The sequence below is a fragment of the Nocardioides sp. NPDC127514 genome (genome assembly GCF_040302125.1).
Lineage (GTDB): Bacteria > Actinomycetota > Actinomycetes > Propionibacteriales > Nocardioidaceae > Nocardioides.
The window spans coordinates 165,134-182,139 of the sequence record NZ_JBEORF010000005.1 but is presented as its reverse complement, the minus strand read 5'-3'; the positions used below and the strand labels follow the sequence as shown (position 1 = coordinate 182,139).

Genomic DNA, 17,006 nt, shown 5'->3' with positions numbered 1-17,006 from the left:
CGTGAACACCTCATCCCCCACGCCGGTCGCCCGGCGCTCCCTGTTCAAGGCAGGCGCCTTCGGCGCCGCGGCCGTCGCCGGCGGCCTCGCCCTCAGTGCCTGTGGCGGCGGGTCACTCGCCGGCAGCGGCGGAGGTGGCGGCGGCTCGAAGACCTTCAAGCTGGCCGAGACCCACCCCGACGACTACCCGACCACGCTGGGCGACAAGAAGTTCGCCGAGCTGGCCGAGAAGTACAGCGACGGCCGGATCAAGATCCAGGTCTACCCCAACGCCCAGCTCGGCGAGGAGTCCGACGCGATCGAGCAGGTGCAGATGGGCTCGATCGAGATGACCCGGATCAGCTCGGCCCCGATGGGCGAGTTCGTGCCCGCGATGGGGCTGTTCAGCCTTCCGTACCTCTTCGACGACGCCGACCACCTGTGGCGCTTCCTGGAGAGCGAGAGCGGCAAGAAGCTGCTCGGCGAGGCCGACGGTGCCGGATTCAAGGGTCTGGGCTACTTCGACCCGGGCGCCCGCAGCTTCTACACCTCGAAGAAGCCGATCAAGGCGCCGGCGGACGTCAAGGGACTCAAGATCCGGGTCCAGGAGTCGCAGGTGCAGATCGACTTCATCAAGGCTCTCGGCGGCTCCCCGACCCCGATGGACTACGGCGAGGTCTACAGCTCGCTGCAGAGCGGGCTGCTCGACGGTGCCGAGAACAACGAGCCGTCCTACTTCTCCGCGTCCCACTACGAGGTCGCGAAGAACTACACCCTCGACCGGCACATGCGCGTCGCCGAGGTGCTCCTCATCAACAAGGACACCTGGGACGGGCTCGACTCCCAGGACCAGGAGGCGCTCCAGAAGGCCGCCGACGAGGCCGCCCCGTTCCAGCGTGAGAAGTGGGACGCCCAGGTCGAGGCCGACCTGGAGAAGCTGCGCGGGGAGGGCGTCACGATCAACGAGATCAGCGACCTCGCCCCGTGGCGCGAGGCCACCAAGTCCGTCATCGACAAGCACGGCGCCGACCTGGGCGAGTACATCGCCGCCGTCGAGGAGCTGCGGACCGCATGACGCAGACGGTTCTGATCACGGGAGCCAATGGCGGCGTCGGGAGGCTGATGCGCACCCGCCTGGCCCGCGAGGGCCGGGTGCTTCGCCTCCTCGACGTCGTACGTCCCGAGGATCCCGCCGAGGGCGAGGCCGTCGAGATCATCGAGGCGTCGGTGACCGACGAGGTGGCAATGCGTGCCGCCTCCGAGGGCGTGGAGGCGATCATCCATCTCGGCGGCATCAGCGTCGAGGCCCCGTGGGACGACATCCTCTCGGCCAACATCGACGGCACCCGGGTGGTCCTGGAAGCCGCCCGGGACACCGGGGTGGCACGTGTGGTGCTCGCCTCGAGCAACCACGCGGCCGGCTTCTACGACCTCGATGACGCACCCGCCGAGGGGCTGGCCGCCGACGCCTTTCCGCGACCGGACACCTACTACGGGGTCAGCAAGGTCGCGATGGAGGCGCTCGGCAGCCTCTTCCACGACCGGTACGGCATCGACGTGACCGCGTTGCGGATCGGCTCGTGCTTCGAGAAGCCGTGGGACCGCCGCTCACTGTGGACGTGGATGTCGCCCGACGACGGTGCCCGGCTCCTCGAGGCGTGCCTGGCCACTCCCGAGCCCGGCTTCCGGGTGGTGTGGGGCATCTCCCGCAACACCCGGCGCTGGTGGTCGCTGGAGGCCGGCGAGGCGATCGGCTACCACCCGCAGGACGACTCCGAGGTCTACGCCGCCGAGCTGCTCGGCGACGCGATCGACGACGGCCCGCAGGGCCCCGAGGAGCGCCTGGCCGGAGGGAAGTTCTGCTTCACCCCGCTGGGCGAGCACCAGAAGAAATAGGCCCCCATGGGGAACGGGTGGTCCGGCTGTCGCCGGGCCACCCGTTCTCCTTTTCAGCGGGTCAGGAGTCTGCGTGGGCGCGTGCAGTGGCTCCGGATGTGATCACTGCCGAAGACGGCGGCGGGTGCTGCCCAGATGCACCCGCATCGCGGCACGGGCGGTGTCGGCGTCACCGGCGAGGATCGCGGATGCGATGTTGTCGTGCTCGCGCTGCACCCGCTCGACGTGGAGCGCGTCGCTGGGCGAGTACGCGTCGCCGAGCCGGGTGCGGGGCAGCATGATCATCATCGGGCCCAACGAGTCCATCAGGTCGAGATAGAAGCGGTTGCCGGTCGCGGCCGCGACAGCGCGGTGGAAGGCGAAGTCGGCCTCCACCGCTCCGTCGGGATGCGCATTGGCCAGCGCGGCGAGCGCCTCCTCGATGGCGCGCGAGCCCTGCTCGTCGAGGTGGGCGGCGGCCAGGGCCGCCGCCTCACACTCCACGCCGAGCCGGAAGTCGACCATGTCGAGCACGTCGTGCTGGGTGCGGATCGCGGAGGACTCCAGCGCGAACGGCGAGGGCTCCGGCACCGCCAGGACGTACGAGCCGCGCCCCTGGAAGGTCTCGACCAGGCCTTCGGCACGCAGGCGGGTGACCGCCTCGCGCGCCACCGTCCGGGACACCCCGTAGGTCGCGACCAGGTCGGACTCCGAGGGCAGCTTCGCCCCAGGAGCGAGGTCTCCGGCGAGGATCTGGTCCTTGATCCCGGAGACGACGCGGTCGGCGAGCCCGGCACTGATCGTCATGCCGAGAACTTAGCGCTCTCGACGGTGAGCTTGCGCATCTGGTCGCTGAGCGTGAAGCCGAGACCCGGACGGTCCGGCACCCACATCTGGCCGTCGTGGATGTCGATGCGCTCCTCGAAGAGCGGGTTGAGCCACTCGAAGTGCTCGACCCACGGCTCGGTCGGGTAGGCCGCGGCCAGGTGCAGGTGGATCTCCATCGCGTAGTGCGGCGCGAGCGCCAGACCGGCGTGGGCGGCAAGGGTGGCGAACTTCAGGAACGGGGTGATCCCGCCGATGCGCGGCGCGTCGGGCTGCACGATGCCGCGGTAGCCGGCGTCGATGAGCGCCATGTGCTCGGGCACCGAGGTCAGCATCTCGCCGGTCGCGATCGGGGTGTCGAACGTACGCGACAGGTCGGCGTGGCCGACCGCGTCCCAGGCGTCGAGCGGCTCCTCGATCCAGATCAGGTCGAACTGCTCGAGCTCACGGCACATCCGGCGGGCGCGGGCACGGTCCCACTGCTGGTTGGCGTCGACCATGAACGGCGTGTCGCCGAGGTGCTCGCGCAGTGCGGCGACGCGGCGCAGGTCCTCGGCCCAGTCGGGCTGGCCGACCTTGATCTTGATGCCGCCGATGCCTGCCTCGAGCGAGGCGGTGGCCTTCTCCTTGATCTCCTCGACGCTCGCCTGGAGGAAGCCGCCGGAGGTGTTGTAGACGCGGCAGGAGTCGCGGTGGGCGCCGAGCAGCTTGGCCAGGGGCAGGCCGGCACGGCGCGCCTTGAGGTCGTAGAGCGCCACGTCGAGGGCGGCCACGGCCTGCGTCGCGACGCCACTGCGGCCGACCGAGGCGCCGGCCCACATCAGCGACTCGTAGATCTTGGCGATGTCGGAGGGGTCCTGGCCGATGGCGACCTGGGCGATCTCCTTGAGGTGGGCGTACTGCGCCGGGCCACCGGCGCGCTTGGAGTAGCTGAAGCCCATTCCCTCGAAGCCCTGCTCGGTGGTCACCTCGACGAAGAGCAGCACGGTCTCGGTGAGCGGCTTCTGCCGCCCGGTGAGCACCTTGGCGTCACTGACCGGGTTCTCGAGCGGGAGGACGACGTGGGAGAGGGTCAGTGACGTGATGCGGTCGGCGGCCATGGCGGGATGCTCCTCGATGGGCTAAGTTGTATGACAAGTTCAGAACTTATCCGATGAGTGGTGAGGAGTCCAGAGCGTGGCCGCCGATTCTCAGGTTGTCCGGCAGTTCGTCCGGCAGGTGCCCCGATGGCGCGATCTCGCGCCCTTCCTGCGACCGCGGCCGTTCCGGTGGCGGGCGTCCGACCGCAGGCTGGCCCGCTGCCTCAGCGTCGACGATCTGGAGCGGGCCGCGCGCCGGCGGGTGCCGACGGCGGTCTGGGACTACGTCTACGGCGGCTCGGACGGCGAGCACGCGATGCGTCGGAACCGGGCGGCCTTCGACCGTGTGGAGCTGCGGCCCACGGCCTTCGGCCAGGTGGGCGATCCAGAGGTGCGTACCTCGATCCTCGGGCGGCCCGCGGCGGCACCCATCGTGCTGGCCCCGACCGGCTACACCCGGCTCAGCCACCACACCGGTGAGCGGGCGGTCGCAGCGGCGGCGGCCGCTGCCGGACTGCCCTACACGCTCTCGACGTACGCGACGACCTCGATCACCGACGTCGCGCACGCGGCCCCGCAGGGACGCAACTGGTTCCAGGTCTATCTGATGAAGGACCGGGCGGTGACGCTCGAGCATCTTGCCGAAGCTGCCGAACAGGGCTACGAGGCGCTGATGCTGACCATCGACACGACCGTGACGGGGATGAAGCGCAAGGACAAGCTCAACGGGTTCGCGATCCCGCCGCAGCTGAGCCTGCGTACGTTCGCGGACATGACCCGCCATCCCGGTTGGGTCGCCAACATCCTGACCACCGAGCCGCTGCGGTTCGCGACATTCCCCGAGGGGTCGCACTACGGCCGCTGGGGCATGTCCAACGAGCTGCGCGAGCAGGCGATCCGGCCCTCCGACATCGGCTGGCTCAAGGAGCACTGGGACGGCCCGGTGGTGGTCAAGGGCGTGCTCTCGGTCGCCGACGCAGTCGCCTGTGTCGAGGCCGGGGCCGACGCGCTGGTGCTCTCCAACCACGGCGGCCGTCAGCTCGACCGCGCCCCGGTGCCGCTGGAGCTGCTGCCGGCCGTGGTCGATGCGGTCGGCGACCGGACCGAGGTGTACGTCGACTCCGGCGTCCGCTCCGGCGGCGACATCGCGGCGGCGCTCGGCCTCGGCGCCCGCGGCGTGGTGATCGGCCGGCCCTACCTCTACGGCCTGATGGTCGCCGGGCGTCAGGGCGTCGACGACACCTTGACGCTGCTGGTCGAGGAGCTGCGGCGGGCGATGTGCCTGCTCGGCACCCCCGACATCGCCTCGATCGGCCCCGAGCACGTCCGGCTGCGGTCCTCATGACTGCAGCCGCCCCCACCGACCGAAGGAGAACCGTGACCACCGATCTCGTCCATGACCTGCGCACCGCCCTCGGCGAGAGCTCCGTGCTGACCGATCCGGCCGACATGGCGGCGTACGTCACCGACTGGACCGGCAGCTTCACCGGCGCCGCCCTCGCGGTGGTGCGACCGGCCTCGACCGCCGAGGTCGCCACCGCGGTCCGGCTGTGCGCGGAGGCCGGCGTCGGGGTCGTCCCGCAGGGCGGCAACACCGGCCTCGTCGGCGGCGGCGTACCGGACTCCGGCGGCGACCAGGTGGTGCTCTCGCTCGGCCGGATGCGTCGCATCCGGGAGATCGACCCCGTCGCCGACACCCTCACCGTCGAGGCCGGCACCGCGCTGGCGACCGTCCAAGAGGCCGCCAGAAAGGCCGGGCGACTCTTCCCGCTCTCCCTCGGCTCGGAGGGCTCATGCACCATCGGCGGCACGGTCGCGACCAACGCCGGCGGCACCGCGGTGCTGCGCTACGGGATGATGCGCGAGCTGGTGCTCGGCCTCGAGGTCGTGCTCCCCGACGGCCGGGTCTGGGACGGCCTGCGGCCTCTGCGCAAGGACAACACCGGCTACGACCTCAAGCAGCTGTTCATCGGCTCCGAGGGCACGCTCGGCGTCGTCACCGCGGCGGTACTGCGGCTGCTGCCGGCGACGCCGCGCCGGGCGACGGCGTTCGTGGCGCTGGAGTCGGTCTCGGCTGCGACCGAGCTGCTTCCCCTGCTGCGCGAGCACGGCGGCGGGCAGCTGACCACCTGGGAGCTGCTCGGACGCCAGGCCGTCGACCTGGTCCTCGCCCACCTGCCGGGGGTCCGCGACCCGTTCTCGGACCGGCACGAGTGGTACGGCCTCGTCGAGCTCGCCGGCACCTCCGTCGACGTCGACGAGCGGCTCGAGTCGGCTCTCGCGGCGGCTGCCGAGGAGGGGCTGCTCCTCGACGCCGTGGTCGCCGGCAGCCCCGCTCAGCGCGCGTCGCTGTGGGCGCTGCGCGAAGGCGTCTCGGAGGCGCAGAAGAGCGAGGGGGCGACCCTCAAGCACGACGTCACCCTGCCGATCACGGCGCTGTCCCGGTTCGTCGCCGAGGTCGGGCCTCTGTTGCTGGAGGCGCTGCCGGGGCTGCGGCTGGTGACGTACGGACACATCGGGGACGGCAACCTGCACTACAACATCTCCGCCCCCGTCGGCGACGATGCGGCGCTCCGCGCTCGGGCGAGCGCACTGACCCGGATCGTCTACGACGCCGTCGCCGCGCTCGGCGGCAGCATCTCCGCCGAGCACGGGATCGGGACGCTCAAGCGGGATGCTGCCGCTGCGTACAAGACGGGGGTCGAGGTCGACCTCATGCGCGCCGTCAAGCAGGCGATCGACCCCGACGGGGTCATGAACCCTCGCAAGGTGCTGTGAGTCTTCCGGTCTCCAGGATCTGCCTGAAGCAGAACCGCTTGCCGCGTGGCGCTCGCGGGTGATTGCGTGTCCGCATGCGAATCCTGGTGCTCGGCGGCACGGTCTTCCTCTCCCGCGCAGTGGCGGAGTCGGCAGTACGCAGCGGTCACGAGGTGGTCTGCGCAGCGCGCGGCCGGTCGGGAACCGTCCCGGAGGGCGCGGAGCTGGTTCCGTGGGACCGCACCGAGACACCTCCCTCCGCCCTGACGACTGCGAAGTTCGACGCGGTCGTCGACGTGGCCCGGACCCCATCGTGGGTTCGCTCTGCCGTCGCCGCCTTCAGCGAGGCCCACTGGGTCTTCGTCTCGACCATCAGCGTGTACGCCGACCACAGCACCCCCGGCGGCACTCCGGACTCGCTCCCCGTCCTCGCTCCGACGACGGACGACGTCGAGGACGACGACCCCGATGCGTACGGCTCGATGAAGGTCGCCTGCGAGGAGTTCGTCCGCGCGGGTGCAGCCTCGGCCACCGTCATCCGCCCCGGCCTGATCGTGGGCCCTGGGGACCCCAGCGGGCGGTTCTCCTACTGGCCACAGCGCCTGAAGGCCGGCGGCGAGATCCTCGCTCCCGGCTCGCCCGACGACAGCACCCAGGTCATCGACGTACGCGACCTGGCGGACTGGATCCTCCACTGCGCCACCGCCCGGGTGGAGGGCACCTTCGACGCCACCGGCCCGTCGATGCCGATCAGCACCTTGCTGACCGAGACCGCGAGCGGCGTCGGCGCCATCCCGACCTGGACCTGGCTCCCCCAGGACTTCCTGCAGGCCAACGAGGTCGACCCCTGGTCGGGCCCCGGCTCGATCCCGCTGTGGCTCCCCCGGCCTGAGTACGACGGGATGCTCGCCCACGACACCACCTCGGCCATGGCGACCGGTCTCACCACCCGCCCGATCGCCGAGACCGCCCGGGACACCCTCGCCTGGCTGCAGGCCTCCCCCGATGCGTACGTCACCGGCATCTCGCCAACCCGCGAGGCCGAGCTCCTCGACGCCTGGCGTCAGAGCCCCTGAGCGACCCGGTAGAACACCTGGTTCCAGCGCACCTGGTCGGCGAAGCCGCGGCGGGTGGTGGACTCGTCGATGACCAGCAGCTCGGTGCGGGCGATGTTGGCGAACACCTCGAAGGCCTCGATCCCGGCGGCCGTCGACATCACCGTGTGGTGGGCGCCGCCGGCGGTCAGCCAGGCCTCGGCCGAGGTCGCGAAGTCGGGACGCGGGGTCCAGACGGCGCGCGCGACGGGCAGGTTGGGCAGCGCCTCGGTCGGGGGGACGACGTCGACGACGTTGGCGGTCAGCCGGAACCGGTCACGCATGTCGGCCAGGGAGACGACCACGGCGCCCTCGGTGGTGTCGGCATCGAAGACCATCCGGACCGGGTCCTCGCGGTCGCCGATCCCGAGCGGGTGGATCTCGACGCGCGGGGTGGAGGTGGTCAGCGAGGGGCAGACCTCGAGCATGTGGGCACCGAGGATGACCTCCGCGCCCGGGGTGAGGTCGTAGGTGTAGTCCTCCATCAGGGAGGCGCCACCGGGCAGCCCCTCCCCCATCACCTTGGCGGCACGCACGAGCACGGCGGTCTTCCAGTCGCCCTCGGCGCCGAAGCCGTAGCCCTTGCTCATCAGCCGCTGCACAGCGATGCCGGGGAGCTGGCGCAGACCGCCGAGATCCTCGAAGTTGGTGGTGAACGCCTTCGCGTCACGCTCCACCAGGAACGCCTCCATGGCGATCTCCTGGCGCGCGGCGTAGCGCAGCGAGTCGTGGCGCTCGCCGCCCTTGCGGAGCTCGGGGACGACGTCGTAGAGGGCCTCGTACTCGGCGACCAGCGCGTCCACGGTCTCCTCCGACACCGCCTCGACGGCCGCCACCAGGTCGTTGACGCCCCAGGTGTTGACCGAGACGCCGAAGCGCAGCTCGGCCTCGGTCTTGTCGCCCTCGGTGACCGCGACGTTGCGCATGTTGTCGCCGAAGCGGACCAGGTTGAGCCCGTGGGTGGCGTCCCAGCCCGCGGCGCCGCGGACCCAGGTGCCGACGCGGCGGGTGACCGCCGGGTTGGAGACGTGACCGACGACGGTGGTGCGGGCGACGCCGAGGCGGGTGGCGATGTAGGCGTACTCACGGTCGCCGTGCGCGGCCTGGTTGAGGTTCATGAAGTCCATGTCGATCTCCGACCAGGGGAGCTCGACGTTGGCCTGGGTGTGCAGGTGGAGCAGCGGCTTCTGGAGGGCGTCCAGTCCGGCGATCCACATCTTGGCCGGGCTGAAGGTGTGCATCCAGGTGATGACGCCGAGGACGTTGTCGTCGGAGTTGGCCTCGAGCATCGCGCGGCGGATCGCCGCGGAGTCCTTCAGGACGGGCTTCCACACGACCTTCGCCGGTACGTCGCCGGAGGCGTCAAGGGCGCGAGCGACCTCCTGGGACTGCTCGGCCACCTGGCGGAGGGTCTCCTCGCCGTAGAGGTCCTGGCTGCCGGTGAAGAACCAGACCTCGCGGTCGCCATAGGGTTTCAACGCTGCGGGCTTGCTCATGTGGGGTCCTTCCAGTGCTGAGATTCGGGGGGGGGCGGGCAGCTCAGTGCTGGCCGTAGACGTTCTGGTAGCGGTCGTAGAGCGAGTCGATGTGGCCCTGGTCGATCGGCAGCGGCTGGCCGAGCTGGCGCGCGATGTGCACCGTGCGGGCGACCTCCTCGCACATCACTGCGGCCTTGACCGCGGAGCGGCCGTCCTTGCCGATGGTGAAGGGACCGTGGTTCCGCATCAGCACCGCGGGGCTGCGCGACTCGCGCAGCGTCTCCACGATGCCGCGCCCGATCGAGTCGTCGCCGATGATCGCGAACGGGCCGACCGGGACCGGTCCGCCGAACTCGTCGGCCATCATCGTGAGCACGCAGGGGATCTCCTCCCCGCGGGCGGCCCAGGCGGTGGCGTAGGTGGAGTGGGTGTGGACCACTCCACCTACCTCGGGCATGTTGGCATAGACGTACGCATGGGCGGCCGTGTCCGAGGACGGCGACCGCTCGCCCTCGACGAGGTTGCCCGCCAGGTCGCACACGACCATCGCCTCGGCGGTGATGTCCTCGTAGGCGACCCCGGAGGGCTTGATGACCAGCAGGTCCTCGCCGTCGGGGTTCGGTACGCGCTCGGAGACGTTGCCGGCGGTCCACACGACCAGCTCCCAGCGGGGCAGCTCGGCGTGCAGCGCCGCGACGCGCTCCTTGGCGGCGTCGACGGCGGCGCGAAGAGCGGCGGGTACGCCCGTCATCACTGGTCTCCTTCTGCTGCGTTGGGGGCGAGCGAGACCACGGCGGCGCGCTCGATGTCCAGGCCGGCCTCGTAGCGTTCGAGGTAGGTCCGGAACCCGGCGAGGTCGGCGGCGTCCGGCTCGACGACCTCGAGGTCGATGTCGCCGAAGACGCGCTCGGCGAGATAGGTGCTCAGGCTGAGGTCGCCCTCGGCCTCGGCGGCCCGGGCGTACGCCGCCAGGACGGCGATCCCCCAGGCACCACCCTCACCGGCGGTGCGGCCGACCGCGACCGGGGCGCCGATGGCGGCGGCGAGCAACCGCTGCGCGACGCCCGCGGTGCGGAACAGGCCGCCGTGGGCGAACATCGCGTCGATCTGTACACCCTGGTCGGCGAGTACGCGCATGCCGAGGGCGAGGGTGCCGAAGACGCCGTAGACCTGGGCGCGGGCGAACCCGGCGAGGTCGAGACGGCTGCCGGGGGTGCGTACGAACAGCGGACGCCCCTCGTCGAGGCCGGTGATCGGCTCACCGGCCAGGTAGTTGTAGGCCAGCAGGCCACCGCCGTCGGGCGAGCCCTTGAGCGCGGCGGTGAGCAGGGCGCCGAAGACGGCGTCGGGCTCGCAGGGGTGACCGAGCGCGGCGGCGAACTCACCAAAGACCCCGGCCCAGGCGTCGAGCTCGCTGGCGCCGTTGTTGCAGTGCACCATCGCGACCGGGTCGCCGGCCGGAGTGGTGACGATGTCGATGGCGTGGTGGACGGTGGCCAGCGGCGCCTCGAGGACGACCATCGCGAAGATCGAGGTGCCGGCGCTGACATTGCCGGTGCGCTTGGCGACGGAGTTGGTGGCGACCATCCCGGTGCCGGCGTCGCCCTCCGGCGGACACAGCGGGATCCCGGGCTGGAGCGTGCCGGTCGGGTCGATCAGCGCGGCGCCGTCGGGGGTGAGCCGGCCGGCGGCAGCGCCTGCCGGGAGGACCTGCGGGAGCAGCCCCTCGACCCGCAGACCGGGGCGCTTGGCGGCGGCGAGGTGACCGAGCTGCTCGAGCATCCGCTGGTCGTAGGTCCCGGTGGCCGGGTCGATCGGGAAGACGCCGGAGGCGTCGCCGACACCGAGCACGTGCTCGCCGGTCAGCGCCCGGTGGACGTATCCAGCGAGCGTGGTGAGCGAGGCGATCTCGGGCAGGTGGGGCTCGTCGTCGAGGATCGCCTGGTAGAGGTGGGCGACCGACCAGCGCAACGGGATGTTGGTGCCGAAGATTTCCGACAGCTCGGCGGCGGCGACTGCGGTGTTGGTGTTGCGCCACGTACGGAACGGCACCAGCAGCTCGCCGGCATCGTCGAAGGCGAGGTAGCCGTGCATCATCGCCGAGACGCCGATCGACCCGAACGTGGTCGGGCGGGTGCCGTAGCGGCGCTCGACCTCGTCACCGAGGGCGGCGACCGCGCCCTGTACGCCCGCCCAGACCGCCTCGAGCGAGTAGGTCCACAGGCCGTCGACGAGCTCGTTCTCCCACAGATGGGACCCGGTGGCGACAGTCGCGTGATCGGGCCCGATCAGGCACGCCTTGATGGTGGTGGAGCCCAGCTCGATGCCGAGCGAGGTCTCTTTGAGGTCAGGCAGGTGGCCTGCTCGCTGCGTCATCACGGCTCCGTTTCTGCCCGTCGGCTCGGGGTGGGGTTTCGAGGCGATGTGAACGCTAACATATGACAGGCAGGTTACCGCTGGGTTCCCCGTAGAGCTCTTGCCGAAGCGTCACTCCGGTCGGCCGAAACGTCACTGCCGTCGGCCGAGTGGGCAACGGCGTGCCAACTCGGCCGACCTAGCTGACGTCTCGGCCGACCTAGCCGACGTCTCGGCGAGGGGACAGCGGGGCGGCCGAGGAGCGTACGACCAGCTCGGGCTGCAGCAGCGGCGGCACCTCGACGGTGCCGTCGGCGATGGCCTTGGTGGCGACCTCGACGGCGAGCTCGCCCAGGGAGGCGAAGTCCTGCCGGACGGTGGTCAGCGGCGGCCAGAGGTACGCGGCGTCCGGGACGTCGTCGAAGCCGACGACGCTCACGTCCTGCGGGACCCGGAGGCCGGCCTCGTGCAGCGCCCGGATCACGCCGAGCGCCATCGAGTCGTTGGCGGCGAAGACCGCGGTGACCGACGGGTCCCGGGCGATCTCGGCCCCGGCCTCGTAGCCGCTCTTGCTCGACCAGTCGCCGAAGATCTCGGGCCCGGGTTGCACGTCACTGTCCCGGAGCGCGGCCATCCATCCCTCCCGGCGCTGCCGGGCGTCGATCCAGCCGACCGGACCGGCCACGTGGGCGATGTTGCGGTGGCCGATGTCGAGCAGATACTGCGTGGCCAGCACGGCTCCGGCGTGCTGGTCGATACCCACCGAGCGCACCCCCGCCGGCGGGTCGCTGTGGATCATCACGACCTCGACCGTCTCCGTGAGCTGAGCGACCAGATCCTCGAACGACTGGTGCGAGACGCCGAGGAGCACGGCCTCGACCGCGTCGTCGAGGAGCGCCTCGATCGCCCGCTCCGCCGAGGTCGCCTCCAGGTGCGGCACGGGGCTCAGGATGACGTCGTAGCCGGCCTTCTGACCGGCCTGGTGCACCGAGGCGGCCAGCGTGCCCGGCCCGTAGAGGTGCGGCTGGGTGTAGAGCAGGCCCAGGCGTCCCGACTTCCGCGTGACCAGAGCGCGTGCCGACTTGTTGCGCCGGTAGCCCAGCTCCTCGATCGCCGCCAGCACCCGGTCGCGGGTGTCGCCACGTACGGCGTCGGAGCCGTTGACGACCCGGGACACGGTCTGGTGCGAGACCCCTGCCCGGGCCGCGACATCTGCCATGCTCGGCGCGTTCTTCGACTCCCCGTTGACCATGCGGTGATCCTAGGCGGGATCACCGCGGGCGGTGGGACTGCCTCAGGTCTCCTCGAGATCGGGAAGTCCGTGACGTGCTCGGGTGAGGGCCGCCGCGAGCGGGGCACAGCGTCCGTCGGGGACCAGCGACGCGAGCTCGTCCGGGTCGTCGGGCAGGCCGAGGTCACGGGCCTGGTCGAGGAGCGGGCCGTCGAGGAAGGGCGACAGCTCGGGCCACACGTCCTGCACCTCACGGCAGAAGATCCGGGCACCCACCGGGCCGATACGGGGCGACTCGGTGAGTGCGTCGATCAGGGCGTCGGCGCCGTCGCGCGAGGTCGGGCGGAGCCGGCGCAGGTCGCCACGACAGGTCTCCAGCAGCCACTGCGCCTGCTCTTCGAGCTTGGTCGCGGTGCTCTCGTCGTAGCGGCGGTAGTGGGCGCGGCCGAGGGCATCCACCCGCTGCTGCCAGGTCGAGTCGAGCAGCCGGTGCGGCGTACGCCATCCTGCGGCCGACAGCTCGCGCGCCGCAGCGACCGCGATGTCGGTCGAGATCCGGGTCGAGGAGAGCATCGCCAGGACCAGGAGGCGATAGAGCGGCGACGGCTTGTCCCGGAGCCGGATGCCGGCCTCCTCGGCGTATGTCGTGCCGCCGGCGTCCAGCAGACGCCGCACCAGGTCGCGGTCCCGTTTGCTCACCCTGTCGACGTACCCGGCGCGAGCCGGGCACATGCGCTGACGTTCCAGGCTGGGATCGGCAGACCCTGGATAGAACCTGGTGGCCGACCGAGGATGGGTCCGACCCCAGATCCTCTCTCCAGGAGCAGACCGATGCCACGTCGATCCATCGACATCACGATCCCCGACCTGTCCGGCAAGCGAGCCCTGGTCACCGGGGCCAGCGACGGCATGGGCCTGGTGATGGCCACCCGGCTGGCGGCAGCCGGGGCCGAGGTCGTGATGCCCGTACGCAACGCCAGCAAGGGCGAGAAGGCGCTGGCCACGATCCGCGGACACGTCCCGGAGGCCCAGATCTCGCTGCGCGACCTCGACCTGTCCTCGCTGTCATCGGTGGCGGCGCTCTCCGAGACGCTGCTGGGCGAGGACCAGCCGTTCCACGTGATGATCAACAACGCCGGCGTGATGACACCGCCGGAGCAGCAGACCACCGCCGACGGGTTCGAGCTCCAGTTCGGCACCAACCATCTCGGCCACTTCGCCCTCGTCGCTGGGATCCTGCCGCTGCTGCGAGCCGGGCGGGCCCGGGTGACGTCCCAGGTCAGCGTGGCGGCGAGGCGCGGCGCGGTCAACTGGGAGGACCCCAACTCGGAGCAGAGCTACGAGGACATGAAGGCCTACAGCCAGTCCAAGATCGCCGTCGGCCTCTTCGGGCTCGAGCTGGACCGGCGCAGCCGGGCCAACGGCTGGGGCATCACCAGCAACCTCTCCCACCCCGGCGTCGCACCGACCAACCTGCTGGCCGCTCGCCCCGAGATCGGCCGCACGACGGACACCCTCTCCGTGCGCATGATCCGCTGGCTCTCGGCCCGAGGAATCCTCCTCGGCACACCCGAGACCGCCGCCCTTCCCGCGCTGCTGGCCGCCACCTCCCCCGAGGCGACCGGCGGCCGGCTGTACGGCCCCAGCGGCCCTGGGCACCTCGGTGGCGCCCCCGCCGAGCAGGCGCTCTACCGGCCGCTGCTCAGCGCCGAGGACGCCACCCGTCTGTGGGAGATCTCCGAGAGCCTCACCCGGACCGCGCTCCCGACCTCCTGACCCGGGCGCAGGAGCCTATGCTGCCGTCGTCTCTCGGGCCTGGCCCGATGCCCTTGGAACGGAGCCATGGATGCGTGTGCTGTTGTCGACCTACGGGTCGCGAGGAGACGTCGAGCCGATGGTGGCGCTCGCGGTGCAGCTACAGCGGAGGGGCGCAGAAGTGCGGATGTGCGCGCCGCCGGACGAGGAGTTCGTCGACCTGCTGGCGCGGGAGAGCGTGCCGTACGTGCCGTTCCTCAAGCCGTGGCGGTCCTGGGAGCGGCCGCCGACGTCCGAGGAGCGTCACCAGCGAGTGACCGACTTCATCACGGCGCAGTACGACACCGTGGCCGGGGCCGCTGCGGGCTGCGACGCGGTCGTTGCGACCGCGATGTCGCAGTTCGTCGCACCCTCGATCGCCGAGGCGCGGGGCATCCCCTATCACTACGCCCTCTTCTGCCCGGACGTCGTCGACGGCCTGGACGGGCGCGGCTTCAACGACCTGTTCAAGGAGCCGGTCGACGCCCACCGTGACTCGATCGGGCTGCCGCCGGTCAGCGATGTCACCGAGTTCATGTTCACCACTCGTCCCCTACTCGCGGCCGATCCCACCCTGGGTCCATGGCACGGGACCTCCAGACTCGACGTCGTGCAGACCGGCGCCTGGATGCTCGATGACGACCGTCCGCTCCCGGCCGACCTGCTGGGCTTCCTCGACGCGGGGCAGGAGCCGGTGTACGTCGGTTTCGGCAGCATGCGCACAGTCGGCGAGGAGAACGTGCGGGTCGCGATCGAGGCCATCCGCGCGCACGGCCGTCGCGTGGTCATCGGGCGCGGATGGGCTGGGCTGGACGTCATCGACGGCCGTGACGACTGCTTCGTCGTCGGCGAGGTCAACCACCAGCGGCTCTTCGGCCGGGTCGCCGCCATCGTCCACCACGGCGGCGCGGGCACCACGACGACGGCATACCGGGCCGGCGCGCCGCAACTGGTGGTGCCGCAGGCCGGCGATCAGACCTACTGGGCCGGGCGGGTGGCCGCGCTCGGCATCGGGGTCGCCCACGGCGGCGCCGCACCGACGTTCGAGTCCCTCACCGCCGCTCTCGGCCCGGCGTTGGCGCCGGAGGTCCGAGCGCGGGCGACCGCGATGGCCGCTGACGCCCGGGGCGACGGGGCGGCCGCGGCCGCGGAACTGCTGCTGAGCGGCATGGCCTGACCCTCAACGACCGAGTACGTGACGTAGCGCCGCCTCCAGCGTCGGGTGACGGAACTGGTGCTCGCTCCCGAGAGCGGCCGGCTCGACCCGCTGGCTCGCCAGCGCCATCTCGTCGGCGCCCTCCCTGCCGAGCAGGAGCCGGGGGCCGAGGACCGGCGTGGGCAGGAGCGCGGGCCGGTGGAGCACGTGCGCGAGGGTCTGGGCGTAGACCCGGCCGGTGACCGGCTCGGGGGCGACCGCGTTGACCGGGCCGACGAGCGTCTCGTCGAGGACCGCGCGGTGGTAGACGTCGACCAGGTCGTCGATGCCGACCCAACTCACCCACTGCTCACCGCTCCCGAGCCGGCCACCCAGACCGGCCGCGAACAGCGGTCGCTGAAGCCTCAGCGCTCCCCCTGCGGGCGTCTGCACGATCCCGGTCCGGACCTGGACCACCCGTAGCCCGCCCACCCGGCTCGCCGCCTCCCAGTCGGCGACCACGTCGGCGAGGAAGCCCTTACCCCGGTCCGAGGTCTCGGTGAGGACCTCGTCGCCTCGGTCGGCGCCGTAGAACCCGATCGCGGAGGCGCTGACGAAGGTGCGTACGCCACTTCGTGCCGCTGCCTCGGCGAGCCGTCGGGTCGGCTCGATCCGGGAGTCGCGGATGGCCGCCTTGTGCGCCGCGGTGAAGCGGCCCGCGATGGACGCACCGGCCAGATGGACGACCGCGTCCACCCCGTCGAGCACGTCCGAGCCGGGCGCCGACGGATCCCAGTGGCGCTCTCCCTCCCCTGCCGGCGGGTGCCGAACCAGCCGGATCACCCGGTGGCCGCCGGTGGTGAGGAACGGGACCAGGGCGCGCCCGACGGTCCCGCTCCAGCCGGTGACCGCGATGGTGAGCGACCTGCCCGCTGCGTACGCCCTGCGGTGGGCGGCGAGGTCGGCGACCAGCTGGTCGTGACGGTAGCCGAGCATCCGGTCCACCATCCGCCCGAGCACGTTCGTCTCCACCCGGTCGGTGACCAGGGTGCCGTCGCCGTCGGCGACGAACTCGTGCCTGTGGGTCCATGTCAGCGGCCGCAGCGAGGCGAGCCGCTCGGTGAACAGGTGCGGAGGGTCGTAGGCCTCAGGATCGTGACGGGCCACCCAGTCCACCCCGCGGCCGAGCGAGATCACCGCGGTCCCGTCGGCGAGGTCGGTCGCCTCGACCCGCACGTCCCCCGGCGTCCACGGCGGCGTCAGCCGGCGGATCGCTCCCGGGCGCCGATGCCATCCGAAGACCTCCTCGACCGGCGCCTCGACGCGCGTCGTCAGCGTGTGGACCCGGACCAGCGGGGACGTCATGCCAGCAGCCTCGCGCGGATCGGCCGGACGTACAACCGG

At 71.5% G+C, this 17,006-nt stretch carries 15 protein-coding genes; 7 read left to right on the top strand and 8 right to left on the bottom strand.

What is annotated here, in order from left to right:
* Position 1 precedes the first annotated feature (1 nt).
* Together ABTX24_RS05875 and ABTX24_RS05870 are read left to right on the top strand one after the other, a co-directional pair.
* Positions 2-1,054 (top strand): TRAP transporter substrate-binding protein, encoded by a 1,053-nt coding sequence (locus tag ABTX24_RS05875; RefSeq protein WP_350838075.1) that lies wholly within the window; start codon positions 2-4, stop codon positions 1,052-1,054.
* Positions 1,051-1,875, top strand: coding sequence for an NAD-dependent epimerase/dehydratase family protein (locus tag ABTX24_RS05870; protein ID WP_350838073.1), 825 nt, complete (start codon positions 1,051-1,053; stop codon positions 1,873-1,875). Before ABTX24_RS05875 ends, ABTX24_RS05870 begins: the two co-directional genes overlap by 4 nt.
* Positions 1,876-1,977: 102 nt before the next feature.
* Here the strand turns inward: ABTX24_RS05870 and ABTX24_RS05865 are convergent, their stop codons facing one another.
* Positions 1,978-2,661, bottom strand: a complete 684-nt coding sequence (locus tag ABTX24_RS05865) for a FadR/GntR family transcriptional regulator (protein WP_350838071.1) — start codon at positions 2,659-2,661, stop codon at positions 1,978-1,980.
* Positions 2,658-3,779, bottom strand: a complete 1,122-nt coding sequence (locus ABTX24_RS05860; protein WP_160028018.1) for an L-talarate/galactarate dehydratase — start codon at positions 3,777-3,779, stop codon at positions 2,658-2,660. The genes ABTX24_RS05865 and ABTX24_RS05860 overlap by 4 nt, the downstream gene beginning before the upstream one ends.
* Before the next feature lie 76 nt (positions 3,780-3,855).
* On the opposite strand from ABTX24_RS05860, the gene ABTX24_RS05855 reads away from it, so the two are divergent.
* From ABTX24_RS05855 to ABTX24_RS05845, 3 genes are all read left to right on the top strand, one after another.
* Complete coding sequence (locus ABTX24_RS05855; RefSeq protein ID WP_160028016.1) at positions 3,856-5,103, top strand: alpha-hydroxy acid oxidase; 1,248 nt, start codon at positions 3,856-3,858, stop codon at positions 5,101-5,103.
* A gap of 32 nt (positions 5,104-5,135) precedes the next feature.
* Positions 5,136-6,536 carry an FAD-binding oxidoreductase gene (locus ABTX24_RS05850; protein WP_350838070.1) on the top strand — a complete coding sequence of 467 codons (1,401 nt, stop codon included), beginning with the start codon at positions 5,136-5,138 and terminating at the stop codon, positions 6,534-6,536.
* Between the two features lie 74 nt (positions 6,537-6,610).
* Positions 6,611-7,591, top strand: coding sequence for an NAD-dependent epimerase/dehydratase family protein (locus tag ABTX24_RS05845; protein ID WP_350838068.1), 981 nt, complete (start codon positions 6,611-6,613; stop codon positions 7,589-7,591).
* On the opposite strand, the gene araA is transcribed toward ABTX24_RS05845, so the two are convergent.
* The 5 genes from araA to ABTX24_RS05820 form a co-directional block, all read right to left on the bottom strand.
* Entirely contained in the window at positions 7,579-9,105 is a 1,527-nt protein-coding gene (gene araA / locus ABTX24_RS05840) for an L-arabinose isomerase (RefSeq protein ID WP_160028010.1), read from the bottom strand. The two genes, ABTX24_RS05845 and araA, sit on opposite strands and share 13 nt — an antisense overlap.
* Before the next feature lie 43 nt (positions 9,106-9,148).
* Positions 9,149-9,838 carry an L-ribulose-5-phosphate 4-epimerase gene (locus ABTX24_RS05835; RefSeq protein ID WP_160028008.1) on the bottom strand — a complete coding sequence of 230 codons (690 nt, stop codon included), beginning with the start codon at positions 9,836-9,838 and terminating at the stop codon, positions 9,149-9,151.
* Complete coding sequence (locus ABTX24_RS05830; protein ID WP_350838066.1) at positions 9,838-11,463, bottom strand: xylulokinase; 1,626 nt, start codon at positions 11,461-11,463, stop codon at positions 9,838-9,840. Before ABTX24_RS05830 ends, ABTX24_RS05835 begins: the two co-directional genes overlap by 1 nt.
* Before the next feature lie 199 nt (positions 11,464-11,662).
* A complete protein-coding gene (locus ABTX24_RS05825; RefSeq protein WP_350838064.1) occupies positions 11,663-12,694 on the bottom strand; it encodes a LacI family DNA-binding transcriptional regulator in 1,032 nt (343 codons plus the stop codon).
* A 42-nt stretch (positions 12,695-12,736) separates the two neighbouring features.
* Positions 12,737-13,372 carry an endonuclease gene (locus tag ABTX24_RS05820; protein WP_350838062.1) on the bottom strand — a complete coding sequence of 212 codons (636 nt, stop codon included), beginning with the start codon at positions 13,370-13,372 and terminating at the stop codon, positions 12,737-12,739.
* Between the two features lie 132 nt (positions 13,373-13,504).
* Here ABTX24_RS05820 and ABTX24_RS05815 point away from each other — a divergent pair, with 132 nt between their 5' ends.
* A complete protein-coding gene (locus ABTX24_RS05815) occupies positions 13,505-14,449 on the top strand; it encodes an SDR family oxidoreductase (RefSeq protein ID WP_160028000.1) in 945 nt (314 codons plus the stop codon).
* 70 nt (positions 14,450-14,519) lie between these two features.
* Entirely contained in the window at positions 14,520-15,644 is a 1,125-nt protein-coding gene (locus ABTX24_RS05810; protein WP_160027998.1) for a glycosyltransferase, read from the top strand.
* Positions 15,645-15,647: 3 nt separating this feature from the next.
* Here the strand turns inward: ABTX24_RS05810 and ABTX24_RS05805 are convergent, their stop codons facing one another.
* Positions 15,648-16,967, bottom strand: a complete 1,320-nt coding sequence (locus ABTX24_RS05805) for a TIGR01777 family oxidoreductase (protein WP_160027996.1) — start codon at positions 16,965-16,967, stop codon at positions 15,648-15,650.
* Positions 16,968-17,006: the final 39 nt, after the last annotated feature.

Coding starts and splice junctions, on each gene's coding strand:
- ABTX24_RS05870 (WP_350838073.1), top strand. CDS start 1,051: ATGACGCAGACGGTTCTGATCACGGGAGCCAATGGCGGCGTCGGGAGG.
- ABTX24_RS05865 (WP_350838071.1), bottom strand. CDS start 2,661: ATGACGATCAGTGCCGGGCTCGCCGACCGCGTCGTCTCCGGGATCAAG.
- ABTX24_RS05860 (WP_160028018.1), bottom strand. CDS start 3,779: ATGGCCGCCGACCGCATCACGTCACTGACCCTCTCCCACGTCGTCCTC.
- ABTX24_RS05845 (WP_350838068.1), top strand. CDS start 6,611: ATGCGAATCCTGGTGCTCGGCGGCACGGTCTTCCTCTCCCGCGCAGTG.
- araA (WP_160028010.1), bottom strand. CDS start 9,105: ATGAGCAAGCCCGCAGCGTTGAAACCCTATGGCGACCGCGAGGTCTGG.
- ABTX24_RS05835 (WP_160028008.1), bottom strand. CDS start 9,838: ATGACGGGCGTACCCGCCGCTCTTCGCGCCGCCGTCGACGCCGCCAAG.
- ABTX24_RS05830 (WP_350838066.1), bottom strand. CDS start 11,463: ATGACGCAGCGAGCAGGCCACCTGCCTGACCTCAAAGAGACCTCGCTC.
- ABTX24_RS05825 (WP_350838064.1), bottom strand. CDS start 12,694: ATGGTCAACGGGGAGTCGAAGAACGCGCCGAGCATGGCAGATGTCGCG.
- ABTX24_RS05815 (WP_160028000.1), top strand. CDS start 13,505: ATGCCACGTCGATCCATCGACATCACGATCCCCGACCTGTCCGGCAAG.
- ABTX24_RS05810 (WP_160027998.1), top strand. CDS start 14,520: ATGCGTGTGCTGTTGTCGACCTACGGGTCGCGAGGAGACGTCGAGCCG.
- ABTX24_RS05805 (WP_160027996.1), bottom strand. CDS start 16,967: ATGACGTCCCCGCTGGTCCGGGTCCACACGCTGACGACGCGCGTCGAG.